At 71.9% G+C, this 22,282-nt stretch carries 16 protein-coding genes; 8 read left to right on the forward strand and 8 right to left on the reverse strand.

Features of this window, described 5'->3' with window-relative positions; all coding sequences use genetic code 11:
* Window positions 1-82 precede the first annotated feature (82 nt).
* The 4 genes from MTDSW087_RS13395 to MTDSW087_RS13410 are packed head-to-tail and all read right to left on the reverse strand — an operon-like array spanning window position 83 to window position 4,645.
* The gene (locus tag MTDSW087_RS13395; RefSeq protein WP_144764615.1) at window positions 83-1,231 is read right to left on the reverse strand and encodes a GNAT family N-acetyltransferase; all 1,149 of its coding nucleotides are present in this window, start codon (window positions 1,229-1,231) and stop codon (window positions 83-85) included.
* Window positions 1,228-2,568, reverse strand: a complete 1,341-nt coding sequence (locus MTDSW087_RS13400; protein WP_144764616.1) for a lipopolysaccharide biosynthesis protein — start codon at window positions 2,566-2,568, stop codon at window positions 1,228-1,230. Before MTDSW087_RS13400 ends, MTDSW087_RS13395 begins: the two co-directional genes overlap by 4 nt.
* A 59-nt stretch (window positions 2,569-2,627) precedes the next feature.
* The gene (locus MTDSW087_RS13405) at window positions 2,628-3,587 is read right to left on the reverse strand and encodes an SGNH/GDSL hydrolase family protein (protein ID WP_186383834.1); all 960 of its coding nucleotides are present in this window, start codon (window positions 3,585-3,587) and stop codon (window positions 2,628-2,630) included.
* Complete coding sequence (locus tag MTDSW087_RS13410) at window positions 3,554-4,645, reverse strand: OpgC family protein (RefSeq protein WP_144764618.1); 1,092 nt, start codon at window positions 4,643-4,645, stop codon at window positions 3,554-3,556. Before MTDSW087_RS13410 ends, MTDSW087_RS13405 begins: the two co-directional genes overlap by 34 nt.
* A 231-nt stretch (window positions 4,646-4,876) precedes the next feature.
* Between MTDSW087_RS13410 and MTDSW087_RS13415 the strand changes: the two genes are divergently transcribed.
* A complete protein-coding gene (locus MTDSW087_RS13415; protein WP_144764620.1) occupies window positions 4,877-5,140 on the forward strand; it encodes a hypothetical protein in 264 nt (87 codons plus the stop codon).
* A 110-nt stretch (window positions 5,141-5,250) separates the two neighbouring features.
* Complete coding sequence (locus MTDSW087_RS13420) at window positions 5,251-5,574, forward strand: hypothetical protein (protein ID WP_144764622.1); 324 nt, start codon at window positions 5,251-5,253, stop codon at window positions 5,572-5,574.
* Between the two features lie 15 nt (window positions 5,575-5,589).
* Here the strand turns inward: MTDSW087_RS13420 and MTDSW087_RS13425 are convergent, their stop codons facing one another.
* A complete protein-coding gene (locus MTDSW087_RS13425) occupies window positions 5,590-7,458 on the reverse strand; it encodes a cation:proton antiporter domain-containing protein (RefSeq protein WP_144764624.1) in 1,869 nt (622 codons plus the stop codon).
* A gap of 276 nt (window positions 7,459-7,734) precedes the next feature.
* Here MTDSW087_RS13425 and MTDSW087_RS13430 point away from each other — a divergent pair, with 276 nt between their 5' ends.
* The 5 genes from MTDSW087_RS13430 to MTDSW087_RS13450 all read left to right on the forward strand — a co-directional run bounded on the left by MTDSW087_RS13430 (window position 7,735) and on the right by MTDSW087_RS13450 (window position 16,889).
* Window positions 7,735-8,883: a YihY/virulence factor BrkB family protein gene (locus tag MTDSW087_RS13430; RefSeq protein ID WP_144764626.1), complete on the forward strand. Its 1,149-nt coding sequence runs from the start codon at window positions 7,735-7,737 to the stop codon at window positions 8,881-8,883.
* A 207-nt stretch (window positions 8,884-9,090) separates the two neighbouring features.
* Window positions 9,091-11,208: a TonB-dependent siderophore receptor gene (locus MTDSW087_RS13435; RefSeq protein WP_144764628.1), complete on the forward strand. Its 2,118-nt coding sequence runs from the start codon at window positions 9,091-9,093 to the stop codon at window positions 11,206-11,208.
* Window positions 11,209-11,216: 8 nt separating this feature from the next.
* Entirely contained in the window at window positions 11,217-12,404 is a 1,188-nt protein-coding gene (locus MTDSW087_RS13440) for a PepSY-associated TM helix domain-containing protein (RefSeq protein WP_144764630.1), read from the forward strand.
* An 89-nt stretch (window positions 12,405-12,493) separates the two neighbouring features.
* A complete protein-coding gene (gene polA / locus MTDSW087_RS13445; RefSeq protein WP_144764632.1) occupies window positions 12,494-15,664 on the forward strand; it encodes a DNA polymerase I in 3,171 nt (1,056 codons plus the stop codon).
* A gap of 151 nt (window positions 15,665-15,815) precedes the next feature.
* Window positions 15,816-16,889 carry a glycosyltransferase gene (locus tag MTDSW087_RS13450; RefSeq protein WP_186383835.1) on the forward strand — a complete coding sequence of 358 codons (1,074 nt, stop codon included), beginning with the start codon at window positions 15,816-15,818 and terminating at the stop codon, window positions 16,887-16,889.
* 146 nt (window positions 16,890-17,035) lie between these two features.
* Here MTDSW087_RS13450 and MTDSW087_RS13455 read toward each other — a convergent pair whose 3' ends face one another.
* From MTDSW087_RS13455 to MTDSW087_RS13465, 3 genes are read right to left on the reverse strand one after another with little or no spacing between them, the layout of a single operon-like run.
* On the reverse strand, window positions 17,036-18,253 hold the full coding sequence (locus MTDSW087_RS13455) for a glycosyltransferase (protein WP_144764636.1): 1,218 nt from the start codon (window positions 18,251-18,253) through the stop codon (window positions 17,036-17,038).
* Between the two features lie 11 nt (window positions 18,254-18,264).
* On the reverse strand, window positions 18,265-19,395 hold the full coding sequence (locus MTDSW087_RS13460; RefSeq protein ID WP_144764638.1) for a glycosyltransferase: 1,131 nt from the start codon (window positions 19,393-19,395) through the stop codon (window positions 18,265-18,267).
* Between the two features lie 28 nt (window positions 19,396-19,423).
* Window positions 19,424-20,932 (reverse strand): GumC family protein, encoded by a 1,509-nt coding sequence (locus MTDSW087_RS13465; RefSeq protein ID WP_144764640.1) that lies wholly within the window; start codon window positions 20,930-20,932, stop codon window positions 19,424-19,426.
* A gap of 390 nt (window positions 20,933-21,322) precedes the next feature.
* Here MTDSW087_RS13465 and MTDSW087_RS13470 point away from each other — a divergent pair, with 390 nt between their 5' ends.
* A complete protein-coding gene (locus MTDSW087_RS13470; RefSeq protein WP_144764642.1) occupies window positions 21,323-22,273 on the forward strand; it encodes a cupin-like domain-containing protein in 951 nt (316 codons plus the stop codon).
* The last annotated feature ends 9 nt before the right edge of the window (window positions 22,274-22,282 follow it).

The following is a 22,282-nucleotide window of genomic DNA, read 5'->3' on the forward strand; positions in this document are numbered from 1 at the left end:
GCAGTGGCTGCGCGCGGCGGCCGGCCGTCGCGAGGTCCGCGGCGGGGCAGGGATAGGCGCCATCGAGCGCCCATTGCGACCCCTACCGCCGCCGCAAAGCCGTCTTGGCCGCCTCGCGCGCCCTCTGCTCGAAGCGGGCGAGGCGGATGCGCCGGTCCAGGGAGAGGCGGTCGGCGCCGGGGGGGACGGCGATGATCTCGGCGAGCGTCTCGCGCTCCGGATAGAGGCTCTCCAGGGCGGAGCCGGCGAGCGTCGCCGAATCGAGCCGGTCGGCGAAGCGGGTCTCGTGGCAGGCGCGCACGATCTCGGCTTCGAGCACGAGGCCGGGGGCCTGGGCGCGGAGCGTCTCGTCATAGGCGGTCTTCAGGAGCGTCGCGGTGCCGGATCCGACGAGGGCCAGGCTGATCGCGATCGGCCGGCCATCGAGGGTCAGGCTGTCGGCGCGGGCCGTGACGGGGCCGGTGCCCTCCGCGAAGAGCGCGCGGGCGAGGGCGGCGGTGGCCGGGCGGCAGGCCATGGCGGTGCCGGCCTCGCCCTTCCAGCCCGCCCGTTCCAGGGCGAGGAAGCTCTCCACCGCGGCGGCCAGCGCGGCGCCCCCGCTGGCGCTGTCGAGGCGGAGTGCGCCGCTCTCGGACAGGCGCTTCGTGCGCCGCCGCAGATCCTTCAGTCGGCTCCGGTTCGGATGGCCGGCCTGGAAGGCATCGAGGCTCGCGCGGCGGTCGAGCACCGGCCGCGCGAAGGTCGCGACGGGGCCGTGCGACCAGCCGGCCCGGTCCATCGCCGCGCGCATCGCCGTGCCGGCCGGGCTGTCGAGGCGCAGCAGCGGCCAGCGCCAGGCGCCGCCGCCCGAGGCGCAAGCGAGCCCGGCGACCAGGGCGTCGGCCGCCTCCGCATCGATCGCCGCCCCTCGGGCCGCGAGCAGCGGATCGGTGGCGGTGATGAAGGGCGTCAGGAAGGGCCGGGCCACGCGGGCGCCGAGCCCGCTGAGGTCGCGGGCGGTCCGGTAGGGCAGGAGCGCTTCGAGCCGCCCGGCCCGGGCCACGGTCACGGCGGCGAGGTCGGTCGGCGCGAGGGCCGCCGCGCCATGCGCCGCGAGGACGTGGCGGCTGAAATGGGGGTGGGTGTCGCGCGCCCGGGCGAAGAGGTCGTCCCAGGCCGCGCCGTCGATCGCCGCGAGGGGCGTGAGCGCGATCTCGAACCCATGGGCGGCGACAGGGGAGGGGGCGCTCATCGGGCGGCTCCGGCGAGGCTCGACCAGACCGGCGTCGCGAGGCCGTGCACGGCGCGGGCCGCGTTGGCGAGGGCGGCCGCCCGCAGCACTGTGGCGACGGCCATGGCGAGCGCGGCGCCGATCACGCCGAGTTGCGGGATCAGGATCAGGCAGAGCAGGGCGGCGAGGCCGAGCGCCGCCACCGTGATCGCGGCGCAGAGCCGCTCGCCGCCGAGCATGGTGAGCAGGTCCTCGCCCGGGCCGAACAGGCTGGCGGCGACGCTGCCGGCGGCGAGCACCGCCAGGATCGGCACGCTCTCCGAGAAGCCCGAGCCGAACATGGCGAGGAGGAGGGGGCTCACGGCGACCACGGCGACGGCGACGGCGAGCGTCGCCGCCGCGGTGGCCTGCCCCTGCAGGCGCACCAGGCCGGCGAGCGCCGCCCCGTCGCCGCGGGCCGCGCTGTAGCGCTGCGCCGTGGCCGCGGTGGCGGCGAAATGCACGAAGACCACGAATTGCTGGATGCGCGTGGCGGCGAAGTAGAGGCCGACCGCGGCCGGCGGCATCAGGAAGCCGAGCACCACCACGTCCACGAAGCCGAACCCGGCGGTGGCGAGGTCGATCGCGGCGATGGGCAGGCAGGCGCGCAGCCATTTGCGCAGGTCGAACCGGCGCGGCCCCGGGGCAAGCGCGCCGCGCAGGCGCGCGAGCAGCAGGACGGATTGCAGGGCGGTGGCGAGGGCTGCGGCGCCGAGCATGCAGGCCATCGCCACCTCGGCCCGGGCCGGGGCGCCGGCGAGCACGGCGGCGAGCAGCGCGCCCATCATCGCCACCTGCCGCAGCAGGTAGGGCGGCGCGATGGCGAGCACCGCCCAGTTCTGGCTGCGCGCGACGCCCTCCAGATAGTCCTGGAGCGCGAAGAGGGGCAGGACCAGGGCCGCGATCAGAAGGGGCGCGCGGTAGGGCTCGGCGAGGACGGCAGGGGCCGCCCGCATGAGGACGAGGCCGAGGAGGGCGGTGCCGGCGGCGGCCGCGAGGGTCGCGAGGGCGCCCGCGGCGAGGTAGCCGCGCGCCTCGGCGAGGTCGCCGCGCCCCTGCGCCTCCGGCAGGAAGCGGCTCGCCCCCTGCGACAGGCCGAGCGTCAGGGTGTGGCCGAGCATCGCCGTCCAGACCCAGACGGTGGCGAAGACGCCGTATTCCTCCCAGCCCATCAGCCGGGCGGCGAGCACCTGGGCGGCATAGGCGAAGCCGGCCGAGCCGATGCGGATGAGGAAGACCGAGAGGGCGGCCCCGGCCGCGCCCGCGCGCGCCGCGCGCAGGCGCCGCAGGGCCGTGCCGATGGAGAGCCGCGCCGCCATGTCCGTCCCGCGCCCGAGGAGCCAGCCCTTCCGCTTAGCGGGCCGGGCTTGCGGGCCGGTTAATGGGCGCCGGGCCTCGGCTCGGCCTTGTCTGCCGTTCCGTCTCCCTTGCCTTCGGCCTTGAGCGCCGGGGGCTCCTTCGTCCCCCCGGTCGTCTCCGGCTGGAGCAGGGACAGGGTGATGGCACGGGTGACGTGCTCGGCCATGCAGCGCAGGCCGAGATCGTTGATGCGGAACTGGCGCCCGAGCATGTGGCCCTCGCCGCTCTTGTCGCTGCGCCCGGCGAGGTAGCGCATCGCCTCGTAGCGGAGCACCAGCGGCACCTTCTCGCGGACGGCGACCTCGCGCACCGCGTTCACGATGCTGGTGTAGTAGGCGTCCTCCGCGAGGCTCGCGGTGTAGGTCGGATCGACCAGCACCACGTCGATGTCGTGCGACTTGATCCAGCGCACGGTCTCGTCGAGCGCCTCCGCGAAGGCCGAGAGCTCGACCCGCGCGAGGGCGTCGTGCGTGCCGACCTGCCAGACCACGAGGTCGGGCTCGACCTCGGCCACGATGCTGCGCAGCCGCTCGGCGGCCTCCCCCGCGATCTCGCCCGGCAGGCCGCGGGCCTCGATCACCACGTCGACGTCGGGCAGCGAGCGCTCCAGCGCCGTCTCGAGCTTGACCGGATAGGTGCTCGACGCGCCGAGCCCGGCGGAGGTGCCGCCGATCGAAAGCACGCGGACCGGCCGCTTCTCCTTCAGCGCGGCCTTCACCGCGCCGAGCTTGGCCAGGGTGTAGAGCTGCGAGCCCGGCACCCGGCACTCGGGCGAGAGAATGGTATCGCCGGGCTCGCTCGCCGCAGGTGGGGAGACCACCGCCGGCGGGGCGGGGCGGGAGGGCGCCTCCTCGGCGAGCGCGGCGCCCGCCACGAGGCAGAGGGCGAGCGCCTTGAGGCGGAGCGCGAGCGCCTTGAGGCGGGCCTCAAGGCGGCGCGGTCGCGTCAGACCCGGGGTCGCGGCTTGCGGGAGCGCCATTCGACGAACCATGCGGTGTAGCCCAGGGCGAGCAGGCCGAGACAAAGGATGCACAGATCGGTCAGGAAGCCGCCGCCCGTCCAGAAACGCAAGAGCTGCCCGCCGAGGCTCAGTATTGAACCCATAGAGAAAACGGCGAGTGAATTACGCCCCAGCCGCGTCAGATACGCAACCACCCATCCGATCCAGGGCGCGATCAGGCCGTAGACCGGCCCGAAGGCCAGGAGAACGCCGAGAAAATGGATCAGCCGCGCGGGCGTCAGGTAGGTCTTGTCGAAGGTGAACAGCAGCCGCGGCTCCGGCACCCGCAGCGGATCCGGCCGAATCTCGAACAACGACAACCCGATACCCAGAAGCACCAGGGCGACGCCCAGCGGGAACAGCCGCCGCGCCCAGCGGCGCAGGGCGTCCGATTCCCGGTTCCAGTCCTGCAGCACGAAGCCGAGGACCAGAAGAAGCTGCCAGCACAGGGGGTTGAAGAACCAGTCGCCCTGGCCCGGCCAGGAGGGCAGGTTCCACTCCTCGACGAGGCTCAGCAGGTAAAGTCCGCCGGAGAAGGTCAGCGCCGCCGCCCGGCTGCGCCGCGCGATCAGCACGAAGAGCGGCGCGATCCCGAGCAGCACCACGTAGAGCGGCAGGATGTTGAAGAAGCCGAGCTGGTGGGTCAGCAGCACGATGCCGACCACGGTCTGGATCGGATCGGCGAAGAAGCCGCCCGCATTGTGCCATTCCAGGATCAGCGGGTTGTCGAGCAGCAGCGCGGTGCCGGCGATGATGGCGAGCGCCATCAGCATCACCGTGAGCTGCGCGCGGTAGACCTCGATGGTGCGCGAGAGGAGGCGCAGGACGCTCCGCCCGCCGGGCTCGGGCGTGCCGTCGCGCCCGCGCGTGGCGATGCCGATCGACCAGCCGGCCAGGAACACGAACAGCTCCGCCGCGTCCGAGACACCGTACTGCGAGTAGGTGTAGCGCTCGAACGTGTTGCCCGGGACGTGGTTGATGAAGATCGTGACCAGGGCGAGGCCGCGCCAGAAATCGATCGCGTTCGGGTCCCGCATCGCGGTGGCGGCTCCGGGTCAGGCTTCAGGGCGCGGGGCTGGTCGAGGGCGGGCCCTGATACGGTGCGCGGGCCGCATCTGCAAAGGTGGAACCGCGCTCACGATCCGGCGAACCTGGGCCGCCTTCCCGCGTTTGGTCGGGCACGGCCCCCAAATGTCCGGCCCGCCTCGCCGTTCCGGGCCGGGCCGGCGCCCCCGCGGTGCGGGGCGCTCTCGCAGGAGGATGTACCGATGTTCCGCCCCACTCCCGTCCTCTGGCTCGCGGCGCTCGTGGCCGCCGCGCCCGCAGCCGCCTTCGCCCAGGCCCAGACCGGGACCGGCGGCGGCCCGGCCTCGACGGTCACGGCCCCCAACACCTCCTCGGTGGGCCGCACCATGCCTCCCGCCGCGGGGACCGGTGCCGGCACGCGCGAGGAGCGCACCGAGCGCACGCCGCAGATGAAGGATGACGACCGCATCCAGAAGGGCATCTGCATCGGCTGCGGCGCGAAGTAGGTTCCCTGGCCACCGCGGAGCGCGAGGCGCCGCCCACGATTTGACTTCGCGGGCGGTGCAAGGCTTCCTAGCGGCGATGCCCAGCCGGCCCCGATCCGGAGCCCGAGCCTTTGGACGACACCCTCGAACTCCGCGATCAGCTCGCCCGCGCTTGGCGACAGGTCCTCGACGCGGCCGTCGAGAACGGCGCACCGCCCCAGGCCGTGATCGAGACCATGGCCAGCGTGGCGCACGAGACCTTCGCCACCGTGTTCGGTGCCGCTGCGGCGGCGAGCTACCTCCAGCTCCTGGCCGAGCAGCTGCGCGACCTGGAGCGGAGCGAGACCGACCGGCTGGTGCGGGGCGAGGACGGGCCCGCGCCCGCGTCCGACCCGGTCGATGCCGACACGCCGATCGATCCGGCCTGGCTCACCCAGGACACCCTGTTCAGCTGAGGCTCGCCGCGGGCCCTACCCCTCGGCCGCCTCCGCCTTGTGCGGGCGCAGTTCCGGGGTGCTCTGGGCGATCTCGGTCTCGGCAGGGGGCTCGGCGCGGCTCTCGGCCCGGCTCGCATCCACGAACAGGCGGGCCTCGCCCTCCTTCAGGCCGAGGCTGCGCAGGGCGTAGAAGGTCATGCCGAAGGCGAGCTCCCGCTCGCCCATCAGGACGAGGCCGACCTTCCCCTCCTCGAGGCGGCGGCGCTCGGCGTCACTGTGGGTGCGGATCAGGGTGTCGATCTTCGGGTTCGCCTCGCGGGCGATCTCCACGAGGCGGCGCGCCTGGTGCGAATCCGGCGTGGCGCTCACCAGCAGGCGGGCGCGGCCGATATCGGCGGCGTCCAGGATGCCGGGCGCCAGGGCGTCGCCGAACACCGCCTCGATGCCCGCCTCGCGCAGTTCCAGCACCCGGCGCCGGTCGCGGTCGATCACCACGAAGGGCAGGTCCCAGCTCGCCAGCGCCTTGCCGATGCTGCTGCCGACCCGGCCATAGCCGACGACGACGGCGTGGCCGCGATGCGGACGGCCGGCCTCGGAGACGGGAATGGCGTCCGCGCCGTGCCGCTCGAAGCGGCGGGCGAGATCGGGCCGCTCGGCGAGCCAGGCCTCGACGCGCGCGGCCAGCATGAAGGCGAGGGGGTTGAGGGTGATCGAGAGCAGCGCGCCGCCGAGGATCAGGTCGCGCCCCTCGGTCGGCAGCAGCTTCAGCGACAGGCCGAGGGTGACGAGGATGAAGGAGAACTCGCCGATCTGCGCGAGGCTCGCCGCGATGGTCAGCGCCGTGCCGACCGGGTGCTTGAAGACGAGCACGATCGCCACCGCCGCCAGCGACTTGCCGAGCAGGATCACGCCGAGCACCGCCAGAACCGAAAGCGGCTCGCGCAACAGGATGCCGGGGTCGAACAGCATGCCGACCGAGACGAAGAACAGCACCGCGAAGGCGTCCTGCAGGGGCAGGGAATCGGCCGCGGCCTGATGGCTGAGGTCGGATTCGGCGAGCACCATCCCGGCGAAGAAGGCACCCAGTGCGAAGGAGACCCCGAACAGCTCCGCCGAGCCGAAGGCGAGGCCGAGCGCCAGCGCCAGCACCGCCAGGGTGAACAATTCGCGCGAGCCGGTGCGCGCGGCCTGATCGAGCAGCCAGGGCACGAAGCGGCGGCCCACCACCAGCATGAGGGCGACGAAGAGCGCGACCTTGGCGAGGGTGAGCGCCAGGGTGAGCCAGATGCTGTCGGCGAGGCCGCGTCCGACGAGGCCGCCGATCAGCTCGGTCAGCGCGTGCGCCGCGCCGTGCCCGGCCTCCTCCGTCTTGCCGCCGAGGGAGGGGGCGAGCGCCGGCAGCAGCACCAGCGCCAGCACCATGGCGAGGTCCTCGACGATGAGCCAGCCGACCGCGATGCGGCCCTTGTCGGTGTCGAGCAGGCCGCGTTCCTCCAGCGCCCGCAGCAGCACCACGGTGCTTGCCACCGAGAGCGCGAGGCCGAAGACCAGGCCGGCGCCGAGACCCCAGCCCCAGGCAAGCGCCAGCGCGCCGCCCATCGCGGTCGCCACGGCGATCTGCACGATGGCGCCGGGCAGCGCGATGGTCCGCACCGCCATCAGGTCGCCGATCGAGAAATGCAGGCCGACGCCGAACATCAGCAGGATCACGCCGATCTCGGCGAGTTGCCCGGCGAGCTCGCTGTTGCCGACGAAGCCCGGCGTGTAGGGGCCGACCAGCACGCCCGCGAGCAGGTAGCCGACGAGAGGCGGCAGCCGCAGGCGCTGCGCCACCATCCCGCACACGAAGGCGAGCACCAAGCCCAGGGCGATGATGGCGATCAGCTCGGTCGCGTGCGGCACGGGTGTCTCGGCTCCTTGGTTCTTGCGGGTACAACGTCCAGCAGGTGGCCCAAAGGTGGCCCATGCCACTGCCGGCCGCCGCTGTATCGGGGGAAACGCGCGCGAAACGACATTTCGCGCCGCTGCCGCCAGCATAGACCGATCCGTGCGCCGGGTCGGTGACGGATTGCACCTCGCGGACGGCCAACCGCGAAAAAATGCGCCCCGCACGTTGGGAAACCGAATTTTGCAATCGTTGGTTGTCGTTGCGCCCCTACCAGCCTGGAGAATGCCCCGATGGCAGCCGGAATCGATCCGATCGGACAGCGGGACCGCAACGGCGTGATCTGGACGCTCGCTCTCTCGGCTGCGCTGGTCGGGCTGGTGGCGCTCCCCCGCCGCAGCGGCCGGCCAGCGCACGTCGGCTCCGGTGCGGGTCCGGCGGCGCACGAGACGTCCGGCTCGCACGAGGGCGGTGCGGCGCACCGGGTCGCGCGGAGGGAGGCGGATCGGGGGCGGCAGGCCGATACCCCCTCCGAGATCCCGGCGGCGGGCTGGAAGGATATCGGCCTTCGCGTCGTCCACGACATCTCCGAGAACCGCCTCGTCACGGTCGCGGCGGGGGTGACCTTCTACGTGCTGCTCGCGATCTTTCCCGCGACTGCGGCGCTGGTGGCCTGCTACGGCCTGTTCGCCGACGTGGCCGAGATCAACCGGCACCTCGACAGCCTGCACGGGCTCATGCCCGCAGGCGCCGTCGATATCGTCGGCGACCAGGTCAAGCGCATTGCCGAGACGCGTGATGGGACGCTCGGGGTGACGGCGGTCACCGGCCTCGGGCTCTCGCTGTGGAGCGCCAATGGCGGCATGAAGAGTGTCTTCGATGCGCTGAACGTCGTCTACGAGGAGCGCGAGAAGCGCGGCTTCGTGCGGCTCACCCTCATCTCGCTGGCCTTCACCGTCGGGGCTCTGGTCTTCATCCTGCTCGCGCTCGGCGCCATCGTGGTGCTGCCGGTGCTGTTCCAGACGGTCGGCCTCAGCGCGGATGCGTGGTACGTCGCGCTGCTGCGCTGGCCGGCACTCCTCGTCGCCGTCCTGCTCGCCCTGGCCGTGCTCTACCGGTACGGGCCGAGCCGGGACGCGCCGCGCTGGCGCTGGGTGACCTGGGGCAGCGCCCTCGCCGCCATCCTCTGGCTCGGCGGTTCGGCCCTGTTCTCGTGGTACGTCGCCAATTTCGGCACCTACAACAAGACCTACGGCTCCCTCGGCGCCGTGATCGGCTTCATGACCTGGATCTGGCTCTCCACCATCATCGTGCTGATCGGCGCCGAGGTGAATGCTGAGATGGAGCACCAGACCGCCCGCGACACCACGCGCGGCCGACCCGAGCCCCTGGGCCAGCGCGAGGCCCGCATGGCCGACACGGTGGGCGAGGCTGCGGGCTGAGCATTCGATCGCATTTCCAGGTTGTGTTTCTGTATAAATTCAACCGGCATCTGGGCGATCATTGCCGATCTTAGTTGTAAAAATTCTAAATTCAAAACATTCGATATCTGTTCCGGGGCGATTATCTTGACGTGACGACTGGAATGCCGGTAATTCGCTGTGCCGCGTGCGACGCAAGACACGTCCGCGGTCAACGAGACCAGCCTCATGATCCGAATCCATCCGCTCGCCGGCCTCATCGCCGGGGTGAGCCTCGTCACGTCGGCCGCGGCCCAGCAGTCTGCCAGCGACCCCGTCATCACCCTCGACGAATTGTCGGTGACGAGCGAGCGGCCGATCTCGCGCGGCTATCAGCCGGTGCGGAGCTCGCTCGCCACCCGGAGCGAGACGCCGCTCCTGCGCGTGCCGCAGGCGGTCGCCGTGGTCACGGAGCAGGTGCTGCAGGACCAGCAGGTGCGCAGCCTCGACGAGGCCCTCGTCAACGTCTCGGGCATCACGCAGACCAACACGGTGGGCGGCCAGCGGGACGCCTTCATCCGCCGCGGCTTCGGCGAGAACGGTGACGGCTCGATCCTGCGCGATGGCCTGCGCACGGCCCTGCAGCGCTCCTTCATGCCGACCACGCAGCGGGTCGAGGTGCTGAAGGGTCCGGCCTCGGCCCTCTACGGGATCCTGGACTCCGGCGGCCTCATCAACATCGTCACCAAGAAGCCCCGCTTCGTCGAGGCGGGTTATGTCGAGACCTGGGGCACGAGCTTCGGCGGTGGCGGGGTCGAGCTCGACCATACCGGCCCGATCGCGGGCACGAGCCTCGCCTACCGCTTCATCGCGCAGGGGCGCAACCAGGAGTACTGGCGCGATTTCGGCATGCAGAGCCAGCAGGTGGTCGCGCCCTCGCTCACCTGGGAGGGCGACGACACCCGCGTCACGCTCGCCTACGAGTGGTCGCATTACCGGATGCCCTTCGACCGCGGGACGATCTTCGATCCCAGGACCGGCAAGCCGGTGCGCGTGCCGCGGGAGCGCCGGTTCGACGAGCGCTGGAGCAACACGACGGGCGAGAACCATGTCGCCTCGCTCTCCGTCGAACGGGCGCTCGCCGACACTTGGAAGGCGACCTTCGACTACGCCTTCAGCCACAATTTCTTCGAGGACAACCAGACCCGCCGGGTCAGCTTCAACCCTGTCACCGGCATCCTGACCCGCCGGGCGGACGCCACGCAGGATGCGAACACCTCGGTCCATGCCGCCCGCCTCGACGTGGTCGGGCGGGAGAACCTCCTCGGCTTCGGCCACGAATTCCTGCTCGGCGCCTCCTACGATTACTTCGAGGCCACCCGCAGCCGCCTGATCCGCGGGGCGAACGACGCGCGCTTCAACATCTATGCGCCGGTCTACGGCCGGCTGGCACCGAGCTTCACCGTCGTCGCCCGCGACAGCAACCAGCTCGAGCGCCTCTCGACGCCTTCGGTCTACGCGCAGGATACGATCTCGCTGACCGATCGGCTCACCGTCGTCGGCGGCCTGCGCTACCAATATTTCGATCAGATCGCGGGGCGCGGCCTTCCGTTCGTGCGCAACACCGACGTCTCAGGCGGCCGCGTCGTGCCGCGCGTCGGGCTGGTCTACCTGCTCGCGGACGGGCTCTCGGCCTATGGATCCTACAGCCAGACCTTCCGGCCGAACACCTCCGTCGCCACCGCGATCGGCGCGCTGCCGCCGGAGGAGGGCGAGGCCTACGAGATCGGCCTGAAGATGGAGGTGGCGGACGGCGTCACGGCAACGGCGGCCCTCTACGACATCGTGAAGTCGAACGTGCTCTATACCGAGGTCGTCGACGGCATCACCTACAGCCGCACGGCTGGGCGCGTCGGCTCGCGCGGGTTCGAGCTCGACGTGGCCGGCCGGATCGCCGAGGGCTGGAGCGCGATCGCGACCTACGCCTATACCGACGTCACCGTGCTGGCCGACCCGACGCTGAAGGGCAACACGCTGCCCAACGTGGCCCCCCACACCGCCTCGCTGTTCCTCACGCATGATTTCGGGCCGGTCGGCGGCGGCCGGTTGCGCGCCGGGCTCGGTGGACGCTACGTGGGCGTGCGTGCGGGCGATGCCGCCAACACCTTCACCCTGCCGGACTACGCCGTGCTCGACGCCTTCTTGGCCTACGATACCGAGGTGGTGGGCCGGCCGGCGACCGTGCAGCTCAACCTGCGCAACCTGACCGACGAGACCTATTACCTGTCCTCGCTCGGCACCAACACCCTCGGCGTCGCGGTGGGCGAGCCCTTCCAGGCCCTCGTGAGCGCGCGCCTGTTCTGGTGAGGCCCTTCTTGAGACCGACGCGCCCGACGCTCCGCACAATCCTGTTCCGCCTCCACTGGGCGTTCGGCCTCACCGCCGGGCTCGTCCTGGCGCTGGTCGGCGTCACCGGCGCCCTCATGAGCTACGAGGACGCGGCGATGGACGCGCTCAACGCGGAGCGCGCCGCGGTACAGGCCGGGGGCCGGACGCGGCTCGGGCCGGAGGCGCTGGTCGCCGCCATCGAGGCGGCGCATCCGGGCCTGCGCGTCGCCGCGCTGACGCTCGCCGCCGATCCGGCCCGGGCGGCACGGGTCCGCTTCACCGGCTCGCCCGCCGAGCGGGCGCCCTCGCGCTACCTCGACCCCTATGACGGTGCCGACCGCGGCACGGTCGCCGGCGAGAAGACCTTCGAGACGATCCGGTCCCTGCACCGCTGGCTGCTCCTGCCCGGCGGCGGGCGCGGCTGGGGCCGCACCATCACGGGGATCAGCGCCCTCGCGCTCCTGGCCTTTCTCGGCACCGGCCTCTACCTGCGCTGGCCGAAGCTGCATTCCTGGCGGATCTGGCTGCGCCCGAGCCTCGCCCGGCCCGGGCGTCCGCGCTGGTGGTCGCTGCACGCGGTCGTCGGCACCTGGCTGGTCCCGGTCTATCTCGTGATCGGGCTGACCGGCCTGTGGTGGTCTTACGATTCCTACCGGGCCGGGGCGACCTACCTGCTCACCGGCGCCTGGCCGGAGACCCGCCCGCAGGGCGAGGGCGGCCGGATGGAGGAGCGCCGGGCCGGGGCCAAGGCGGCGCCCCCGCCGCTCGCCCTCGATGCGGCATGGCGGATCTTCACCGCCGAGACGGGCGACCGCGCCGCTCTCGCGACGGTGACGCTGCCGGCCGGACGCGAGCGGACCATCCGGATCCGCTACCTCGCCGATGCGGACGACGCCCCGAGCGCGCGCTCCGAGATGCATTTCGACGCGGGCACCGGTGCGCTCCTCACCACCGCGCATGCGGCCGACAAATCCCTCGGCAAGCGGATCGCCGAGAACATGCTGGAGGTCCATCGCGGGCGCTTCTTCGGCGGCGTCTTCGCGCTGATCTTCTGCCTCGCCGCGCTCGCCATGCCGGTCTTCGCGGCCACCGGCATCACCCTCTACGTCCTGCGCCGGCGCGCGGCGCGGAAGCGGGCGGCGCCTGCCGTCCGGGCCGAGCCGGTCCGCGCCTGAGGACGACGGCCCCCGCGACCGCATCGGGCGTTTCCGTCGGGGCCGTTATGGCTCTAGACAGGGCCATCCGCACCGCACGCGAAGGCCCGATGAGCGCGCAGACCGAGACCCAACCGACCGAGGACGCCAAGGGGAGTGGCAAGCCCGTCGGCCCCGGCGACCAGGTGATCCTGGTCGACGGCTCGTCCTTCATCTTCCGGGCCTATTTCCAGTCGATCAACCAGGACCAGAAGTACAATTCGCGGCCCTCGGACGGCCTGCCCACGGGGGCGGTGCGCCTGTTCTGCACCAAGATCGCGCAGTTCCTCCAGGACGGCGCCGCGGGGACGATGCCGACCCATCTCGGCATCGTCTTCGACAAGTCCGAGGGCTCGTTCCGCAAGGAGATGTTCCCCGACTACAAGGGCCACCGCCCCGATGCGCCGGACGACCTCAAGCGGCAGATGCCGCTGATGCGCGACGCGGTGCGCGCCTTCGGCCTGCACGCGGTGGAGCTGGAGCGCTACGAGGCCGACGACCTCATCGCGACCTATACGCGGCAGGCGGAGGAGCGGGGCGCGGGCGTCATCATCGTCTCCTCCGACAAGGACCTGATGCAACTCGTCGGGCCGCTCGTGCGCTTCTACGACTTCGAGTCGGGCGCCAAGGGCAAGCCGGGCTACCGGCCCGAGCGCAACCTCGACGTCGAGGCCATCGTCGCGAAGTGGGAGGGGTTGCAGCCCGCCCAGATCGGCGACGCGCTGGCGCTGATCGGCGACACCTCGGACAACGTGCCGGGCGTGCCGGGCATCGGCCTGAAGACCGCGGCGGCGCTGATCAAGGAATACGGCAGCCTGGAGCAGCTTCTGGAGCGGGCGGGCGAGATCAAGCAGCCCAAGCGCCGCGAGACGCTGCTCGCCAATATCGATCAGGCCAAGCTCTCGCGGAAGCTCGTGGCGCTGATGGAGGACGTCTCCGTCCCCGTGCCGCTCGACGAACTGCGGGTGCCGAAGCCCGATCCCGAGCGCCTCGTCGGCTTCCTCAAGGCGATGGAGTTCAACACGCTGACGCGGCGCATCGCGCAGATGCTCCACGTCGATCCGGAGGCGGTGAAGCCCGATCCGCGTCTGCTGCCGGGCGCACGCCCGCACGGCTATGCCAACGCGCAGGGCGGCAGCGACGCGCTGCCCTTCTTCGGCGATGCCGTGCCGCCGGATCCCGAGACCGCGGCGGCCGGGTCCGAGCGCCCGCCGGGCGACGCGCCGCCGGGCGGCGAGGTCGATCCGTTCGCCGAGTTCGCCCTGCCGGAGGCGGCACCGAAGCCCCGCACGGCGCCGGAGCCGACGCCGGGCGGACTGGTGGCGGCCCGCGCGGCCGAATCCGTGAAGCCCTTCGACACGGCCGCCTACGACACCGTGCTGAGCCTGGAGCAGCTCGACGCCTGGATCGCCGAGGCCGAGGAGGCGGGCGTCGTCGCCGTCGACACCGAGACCGACGCCCTCGATGCCAACCGTGCCGGGCTCGTCGGCGTCTCGCTCGCGGTCGCCGCAGGGAGGGCCTGCTACATCCCGCTCGCCCATGTGCGCGCGGCGAAACCGGAGCGCAACGAGGGCGACCTGTTCGGCGAGGGGGCGGCGCCGAGCGACGCGGTCGAGCCGGTGCCGGGCCAGATCCCGATGCGCGAGGCGCTGGCGCGGTTGAAGCCGCTCCTCGAGAATCCCGGCGTGCTCAAGGTCGGCCAGAACCTGAAATACGATTGGGTCGTGCTCGCCCGCTACGGGATCGAGGTCGCGCCCTTCGACGACACCATGCTGATCTCCTACGTGCTCGATGCCGGCAAGGGCGGCCACGGCATGGACGAGCTGGCGCGCCGCCATCTCGGCCACCAGCCGATCACCTTCTCCGACGTCACCGGCACGGGTCGCGCCAAGATCACCTTCGAGCGCGTGGCGCTCGACAAGGCCACCGCCTACGCGGCCGAGGACGCCGACGTCACCCTGCGCCTCTGGCGGATGATGAAGCCGCGGCTCGTGGCCGAGCGGCGCGTCGCCGTCTACGAGACCCTGGAGCGCCCGCTCGTGCCGGTCATCGCGCGGATGGAGCGGGCCGGCATCCGCGTCGACCGCGACATGCTGAGCCGCCTCTCCGGCGACTTCTCGCAGATCCTGGCACGGCTCGAGGCCGAGATCCAGGAGGATGCGGGCGAGACCTTCTCGGTGAGCTCGCCCAAGCAGATCGGCGACATCCTGTTCGGCAAGATGGGCCTGCCCGGCGCCAAGAAGACGCCCTCCGGCCAATGGGCGACGCCTGCGACGCTGCTCGAGGAGCTGGCCCAGGCCGGCCACGAGCTGCCCCGCAAGATCCTGGAATGGCGCCAGCTCTCGAAGCTGAAATCGACCTATACGGATGCGCTCCAGCAGCATGCCGACCGCGAATCGGCCCGCGTCCACACCTCGTTCTCGCTCGCCGCCACCACGACGGGCCGGCTCTCCTCGTCCGAGCCGAACCTGCAGAACATCCCGATCCGCACCGAGGAGGGCCGGCGCATCCGCCGCGCCTTCGTGGCGGCCGCGGGCAACCGGCTGATCTCGGCGGATTACAGCCAGGTGGAGCTGCGCATCCTCGCCCACATCGCCGACGTGCCGCAGCTCCGCCAGGCCTTCGAGGAGGGCATCGACATCCACGCGGCCACGGCCTCCGCGATGTTCGGCGTGCCGCTCTCGGCGATGACGCCCGACCTGCGGCGGCGGGCCAAGACCATCAATTTCGGCATCATCTACGGCATCTCCGCCTTCGGCCTCGCGGACCGCCTCGGCATCGGCCAGCCGGAGGCCTCGGCCTTCATCAAGCAGTATTTCGAGCGCTTCCCCGGCATCCGCGCCTATATCGACGACACGAAGAAGCTCTGCCGCGACAAGGGCTACGTCACCACCCTGTTCGGCCGGGTCTGCCACTACCCGCAGATCCGCTCGAACAACCCGCAGGAGCGGGCGAGCGTGGAGCGGCAGGCCATCAACGCGCCGATCCAGGGCACGGCCGCCGACATCATCCGCCGCGCCATGGCCCGGATGGAGGATGCGCTCGCCGCCGAGAAGCTGACTGCGCGCATGCTGCTGCAGGTGCACGACGAACTGGTCTTCGAGGCGCCGGAAGGCGAGATCGAGCGCACGCTGCCGGTGATCGCGGGCGTGATGGAGCAGGCGCCGAGCCCGGCCCTCAGCCTCAAGGTCCCCCTCGTGGTCGAGGCGCGCGCCGCCGCGAACTGGGAGGAGGCGCACTGAGCGCCGCCGCCATGAGAGTCCGGGTTTCGAAAGGGGTCACCCCTTTCGCGGGTCCAGGGCGGAGCCTTGGGGCTTCTGATCAGGGCTCCGCCCCGGCACCCCACCAAAGGGACTCGTCCCTTTGGGATCCCCGTTACTGAGGACAGCGCGCGTGAACCGACCCTTGCGCCTGCTGTTCTACACGCACGCCACCACCGGCGGGGGCGCGGAGCGCGTCTGGGCCTCGCTCGCGGCCAAGCTCGCCGCACGCGGCCACGCCGTCACCTTCGCCTACGATCACGAGGAGAACGCGGCGCCGATCCCGGGCGTCACGCTGCTGCGCCTCGGCCGCGGCCATGCTCGCGCGGTGCTCGGGCTGCGCCGCCACCTCGCCGCGGAGCGCCCCGACGTCTCGATCTCGGCGCTCGGCGTCTCGAACCTGAAGCACGTCCTGGCGGCCCTGGCCGCGGGACGGCGGCGGAACGCCCTGATCTCCTACCACGGCCATCCGCAGAGCGAGCCGGAGCGCCTCAGCCGTCTCGGCAATAAGGCGACGCCGCTGCTCTCGCGGCTCACCGCGCGCTCGGTCTTCGTCTCCGAGGGCCTGCGCGACCATTATGTCCGCGCGCTCGGGGCGGCACGCACCCACTGCATCTACAACCCCGTCGAGATCGAGGCCGCCGTTCCGGCGCGGGACGCGGCAGACCTCGCCGCGCGCGGGCCGGTGGTCCTCGCGGTGGGGCGCCTCGTGCCGGCCAAGGACTTCACGACGCTGGTCCGCGCCTTCGCGCGCCTTCGCGCCGATGCCCGGCTCGTCATCGTCGGCGAGGGGCCGGAGCGCGGCGCGATCGAGGCCGAGATCACCCGGCTCGGCCTTGGAGATCGCGCCCGGCTCGCCGGCCATGTGGAGCAGCCCTGGCGCTTCTACCGGGAAGCCGCCTGCTCCGTCTCGTCCTCGCGGGCCGAGGCGTTCGGGAACGTCGTGGTCGAGGCCCTGGCCCATGGCTTGCCGGTGGTGGCCACCGCCTGCGACGGCCCCGCCGAGATTCTGGCCAATGGGCTCCACGGGCGCATCGTCCCGGTGGGGGACGAGGCGGCGATGGCGGAGGCGATCGCCGCAGCGCTCGCCGATCCCGGCCCCCCGGGTCCTCGCACCGAGCGCGCCCGGGCCTTCGCGGCCGAGGTCGCGGTCGACCGCTACGAGGCCCTGTTCCGGGAGGTGGCCGCCGCGAATGGCGGTCGATGAACGAGGGGCTGGACGCCGGATCCCTTGATCTCGTCCCGGCGGAGACGCACGCCGGTATCGGCCGAGCGCGACGCGCTCCCTCTCCCGAACGGGAGAGGGGACCCGCGCCTGAGCCGGACGCCGTTCAGTCTTGAAGCCAAGTTCGCTCAGGCGGTCACGACCTGCGGCACGCCGGCCCGGCCGCCCTGGAGGGCGCGGTGGCGGGCGAAGAGGCGGCTCATCTGGTTGGTGATGGCGTAGGGCTCGACCATCGCGGCGACGCGCGCCGGATCGATGCGGCCGGTCTTGATGCCCTCCCAGATCTCCATGAAGCCCGCGGCGAGCGCCTGGGCGGAGGCTTCGGGCCGCTCCTGCCGCTCCACCAGGGCGCCGCTCACGCCCCGCACCACCAGCGGGTCGTATTGCGGCAGGCGGATCGCGCCGAAGGGGCGGCCGGCGGCGAGCCCTTCGAGCAGGTAGCAGGGCATGCCCTCGAAGAAGGAGGTGAGGATGCCGGCATGGCAGCGGGCCATGATCCGGGCGACGCCCTCCGCATCCTGGAAGCCGTGCCGCACGGTCACGTCGCGGATCGGGGCGAACTCGGCGTAGCGCTCCGGATCGGTCGCGCCGATGTAGTTCAGCTCGACCCGGCCCAGGACGCGCCGGAGCTCCGCCACCGTGCGGAACAGGAGGGGCGGGTCCTTGAACTCGTCCAGGCGGCCCGCGAACACGATCCGCAGGGTGTCGTCGGCGCAGTCGAAGGGCGTCGGCCGGAACAGCCCGGTATCGACCGAGACGCTGAGCAGCTCCGCCTTCGGATAGGCGTGCGGGAACTCGGCCTTGAGCCGCTCCACGATCGCCGGGTTCACGCAGTAGATGCCGCGGGCGAGCCGCAGGGCCAGGCGCTCGCCGGAGCTGTGGATGTACCAGTAGGTCTTGATGAGGGAATCCATCCGGTCCTTCTTCGAGCCCTCGCCGTGGATCATCTGGATCGCGGGCAGGCCGAGCAGCCGCGCGATCGGCGCGAACTCGAAGCGGTGGAGGTCGGCGGTGGCGGGGCCCGGCCCGAGCGCCCGGCGGATCGCGCCGAGATGGCGCAGCGCGCCGAGCACGTAGCGGAGCGTCGTCGACTGGGTGAGGCGCTTGGCGGCCCGGTTCACCGCCTCCGGCTCGATCCGGGCGACGGGCAGGAAGTCGAAGCTGCGCCCGCCGATGCTGAGGCGCTGCACCTTGCCGATCTCGCAATCGCCGCGCTCGTCCGTGCCGACGAACAGGACCGAGAAGTCCTCCGGGTGGTGCCGCAGGATCTGGCGGATATGGGTCTCGATGCCGCCGACCTTCGCGCCGCGCGGATCCATCGTGTACATCAGCAGGAGACGGTGCATCGCGCGCTCGCTCAACGGCCTTGAGGGGTCTCGACGGGAAGGCGCAAAGGCGCCGGACGGCCGCGCGCCGCGCGCTCGGCCAGTTCCGCCACGAGGGCGATCACGTGCCCGCGGTCGGATTCGGCGAGGCGGTCCCACCGGGCCAGGTTCTCGGCCGCGAGGCCGACCTGCTCGGCGCGCGCCGCCCGATCCTCCGCCCAGGCCCGGATGCGCCGGGCGCTCGCCGCCGCGTCGGAGGTGTCGATCAGGAGGCCCGAGGCGCCCAGCACCTCGCGGAAGACCCGGGCGTCCGGCGCGATCACGGTGAGGCCCGCGAACTGCGCCTCGAGGAGCGGCAGGCCGAGGCCTTCGTCGTGCGAGGTCGAGATCAGGGCGTCGGCCTGTGCGAGCAGCGCGCGCACCTGCTCGCGCTCCTGGTAGCCGTGCAGGACCACGCCGGGCGTCGCGCGCAGGCGCTCGGCATCGGGGCCCCAGCCGGCGCGGCCGATCACGTGGAGGCGTGCCTCGGGGAGGCCGGAGCCGCGCAGGGCCGTGAGGATGGCGGCGGCGGCGGCGAGATTCTTGCGCGGCTCCACGGTGCCGAGTGCCACGAGATCGAGCCGGCCCGGGACGGGCCCGGCCCCGGCGCGGGCCCCGGGGGCGAGGTCGAAGACGTTGCGCACCCGCGGCCGGTAGAGCGCGATCTCGGCGTCCGGCCGGCAGAAGCGCTGCAGCTCGGCCCGGGTATGCTCCGAGTTGACGAGGAAGCGCGGCAGCGTCCGCACCGCCCGGCGGAAGGCCGGCACCATGTAGAGCTTGGCGCGCGGGTTGAGGTCATCGGCCCGCGTCAGCAGGAACAGGTCGTGGATGTAGGGCAGCACCCGCCAGCCCAGAGCCGTGAGCGGCAGCGAGGGCGGGAAGCCGGGGCAGAGCACCAGGGCGCGCCGGTCCATCAGCGCGGCCGCCGGCAGCCCGGCGATCTGCTTCAGCACCATGCCGTAGCGGTCGCGCGCGGTGACCGCCTCGACGGGGAGCGGCGCGAGGGCCTGCGGGGAGAACAGCTCCTGCGCGATCCGCTCCAGCCCCGTGGTGCGGCGCCCGCAATGGGTCATGTCCACGAGGATGCGGCCGGCATGCGGTCTGGCGGGGTGGGCGGCTGTCATCGGGTGTCCCCGGTGCTGTCGGAAGGGATTAGAACGCGCGGTCGTGCGCCATGCGCGGCGCGCCCCAACTCTGGCCGGCATGGGCCTCGGCGCGGGCCGGGGTGTCGCGCAGGGCGGCCGGCCGGGACTTGCGGCGGAGCGCGGCCTGCTGCCGGAGATGGTTCAGGATGCCCGCGGCGAGGCCGGCGGCGAGGGCGCAGGCGAAGGCGATCAGCATCACCGCCCGGGTGTTCGGGCTCGCGGGCTTGGACGCCGCGAGCGCGGGGGCGACGACGCGCGCCACCGGCGGATCGACGCTGTCCTGGGCGATGTTGCTGCTGGCGCGCAGGAAGCGCTGGAAGACCGCCTGGCTCGCCTCGACCTCGCGCTCCAGCTCGCGCAGGCGCACGATCGCCTGGTTGGTCTTGGTGGCGTTGCGCTTCTGCTCCTCGATCTGGCGCTGGATCTGCGCCTCGTTGGCCTCCGTGCTCGCCAGATCGGCGCGCTGCGCCGTCGCGAGCCGGCGCAGCTCGGCCGTGATCGAGCCGCGCAGGCCGGCGAGCTGCTGGTTCACCTCCAGCAGTGCCGGATGGCGGGTGCCGAGCGTCGTGGCGAGGTTGTCGCGCTGGCGCTTCACCTCGGCATACTGGATCCGCAGCTGCTGGATCAGGGCCGAGCGCAGGGCCTCGCCGGTGGCGCCGGGATCGGCGCCCCCCTGCATGGCCTGCTCGATCTGCTGCAGGCGCGAGCGGGCCTCGAAGGTCCTGAGCTGCGCGCGCGCCAGCTCGTTCGTGCCGGCCTCGAGCTGCTGCTCGTTCACCAGCCGGCCGTTGACGCTGAGAATCCGGTTCTCGACCTTGTAGGCCTCCACGCGCGCCTCCGCCTCGCGGATCTTCGAGTCGAGCTCGGCGAGGCGGCGGCGGATCCAGGTGCCCTCGGCGTTCGAGGCGCGGGCCTTGGCGTCGACCTGATCCTCGATGAAGGCTTCGGCGACGCCGTTGGCGAGGCGGGCGGCCGTCTGCGCGTCCCGCGACCAGACGTCGAGATCGACCACGAGGGTCTTGTCGGCCCGCTTGACCACGAGCTTGTCGGCGAGCACCGCCATGGCGGTCAGCCGCTTGCCGTCCTCGCTGGGCGGCTCGGCGCGGATCCCGAGCATGCCCTTCAGCCGCGACGTCAGGCCCGGCGGCGGCACGAATTCGGGGCTCTCGGCGAGGTGCTCCTTGTCGACGACGCGGCGCAGCACGGCCGCGGTCGAGATCAGGCGGATCTGGCTGTCGATCACGCTGGTGTCGATGGTCTGGCGCAGGGACGGGTCGGCGCTGAGGCTGGTGCCGCCGCGCAGGTCGAGCAGCAGGGTGGCGGTGCTGCGGTAGAGCGGCGTGGTCATGGCCAGATAGAGGCCGCCGGCCGCGAGCATGATCGCCGAGACGGCGAAGATGACGCGCGCCTGCCGCCGCAGGATCGCGGCGAGGTCTCCGAGCGTGACCGTCTCGACGTTGGACTCCGCGGAGCCCTGCGTCTCGGACGGGATCGCGGCGGGTCTGGCGAAACTCACGTCGGGGTCTCCATTCCGGCACCGTTCCGTCCCGCACCGGGACGGAACGTTCGACTGCACCCGCTCCGTGGCATCCCGCGTGCCGCGCAGCCGAGGCCGTCCACTCCTCGCAGCCCATGCTTAACAATTTGATTTAAGAATAGATCTCATTTCGCGCGGTTCTTGAAACGAGATGCACTGAGACTTCCGCTATGGCTGTCTCGGGCTTCAGGTCAGGCACCGCTTTTGCCGGATCAGGAGCTGTCGAACAACTCCGCGCTGGTGCTCGTATCGGATCGAAACAGCCTGTGCCAGCAGGATACGCACCGTGTCCCACCTCCCGATCAGTCCTGAGATGCGCGCATCGTCCGTAGATGCCGGCAGTCGCCCCTGAACCAGCCCGAGGATGCCATGACCGCGACCGAAGCCCCGATCTTCACCGCCTGGGACAAGCGCGATGCCCAGCTCTGGCAGACGCAGCCCGTCCGGCTCGCCCACCGCCTGCACGAGTCGCCGCTGTTCTCGCGCGCCGGCCTCGCCGCGCTGATCGAGCGCTACCCGGCCCAGCACTACAACCTCGTCCATATGGGCCCCGCCGGGCAGCGCCGGTTCTGGCGCGAGGGCGAGATCGGGAACCTCTCCGGCGCCGAGGTGCTGACGGCGATCGAGCAGGGCCGCATCTGGATCAACCTGCGCAACGTGGCCAAGATCGATCCGGCCTACCGCGACCTCCTGGAGCGGATCTTCGTCGAGCTGCAGCAGCGGATGCCTGGCTTCGAGACCTTCAACGAGGGCATCGGCATCCTGATCTCCTCGCCGAACGCGCAGGTCTACTACCACGCCGACCTGCCGGGGCAGGGGCTCTGGCAGATCGCGGGCCGCAAGCGTCTCTACCTCTACCCGAACTCCAAGCCCTTCCTGGCGCCCGAGCACCTCGAGGGCATCGCGCTCTTCGGCCACGAGATGGATGTGCCCTACGAGCCCTGGTACGACGAGTACGCCAAGGTCGTGGAGCTGCAGCCGGGCGAGATGATGCACTGGCCGCTCAACGCGCCGCACCGGATCGAGAACCTCGACTGCCTCAACGTCTCGATGACGATGGAGTACTGGACGGACGACATCCGGCGCCGGCACATCGTCAACGTGGCGAACGGCATCCTGCGCGAGGGCTTCGGCATCGCGCCGCGCAGCCGCGCCACCGAGGGGCCCGCCTTCCTCGCCAAGAAGGTGATGCAGAAGGCCCTGCGCAACCGCGACTGGAGCCCGAAGGACAAGCCGAAGCGCGGCCGTCCCCCGGTGGATTTCCGCCTCGATCCGGCCCGTCTCGGCCAGATCGTCGACCTGAAGCCCGCCGGCGCCTGAGGCCGATCC

Origin of the sequence: Methylobacterium dankookense, from assembly GCF_902141855.1 — a bacterium.
Taxonomy (GTDB): Bacteria; Pseudomonadota; Alphaproteobacteria; order Rhizobiales; family Beijerinckiaceae; genus Methylobacterium; species Methylobacterium dankookense.

Excerpts from the sequence above, each read along its gene's own strand:
- MTDSW087_RS13400 (WP_144764616.1), bottom strand. The coding sequence starts at position 2,568 with ATGGCGGCGCGGCTCTCCATCGGCACGGCCCTGCGGCGCCTGCGCGCG.
- MTDSW087_RS13395 (WP_144764615.1), bottom strand. The coding sequence starts at position 1,231 with ATGAGCGCCCCCTCCCCTGTCGCCGCCCATGGGTTCGAGATCGCGCTC.
- MTDSW087_RS13460 (WP_144764638.1), bottom strand. The coding sequence starts at position 19,395 with ATGACAGCCGCCCACCCCGCCAGACCGCATGCCGGCCGCATCCTCGTG.
- MTDSW087_RS13435 (WP_144764628.1), top strand. The coding sequence starts at position 9,091 with ATGATCCGAATCCATCCGCTCGCCGGCCTCATCGCCGGGGTGAGCCTC.
- MTDSW087_RS13410 (WP_144764618.1), bottom strand. The coding sequence starts at position 4,645 with ATGCGGGACCCGAACGCGATCGATTTCTGGCGCGGCCTCGCCCTGGTC.
- polA (WP_144764632.1), top strand. The coding sequence starts at position 12,494 with ATGAGCGCGCAGACCGAGACCCAACCGACCGAGGACGCCAAGGGGAGT.
- MTDSW087_RS13415 (WP_144764620.1), top strand. The coding sequence starts at position 4,877 with ATGTTCCGCCCCACTCCCGTCCTCTGGCTCGCGGCGCTCGTGGCCGCC.
- MTDSW087_RS13405 (WP_186383834.1), bottom strand. The coding sequence starts at position 3,587 with ATGGCGCTCCCGCAAGCCGCGACCCCGGGTCTGACGCGACCGCGCCGC.
- MTDSW087_RS13430 (WP_144764626.1), top strand. The coding sequence starts at position 7,735 with ATGGCAGCCGGAATCGATCCGATCGGACAGCGGGACCGCAACGGCGTG.
- MTDSW087_RS13455 (WP_144764636.1), bottom strand. The coding sequence starts at position 18,253 with ATGCACCGTCTCCTGCTGATGTACACGATGGATCCGCGCGGCGCGAAG.
- MTDSW087_RS13470 (WP_144764642.1), top strand. The coding sequence starts at position 21,323 with ATGACCGCGACCGAAGCCCCGATCTTCACCGCCTGGGACAAGCGCGAT.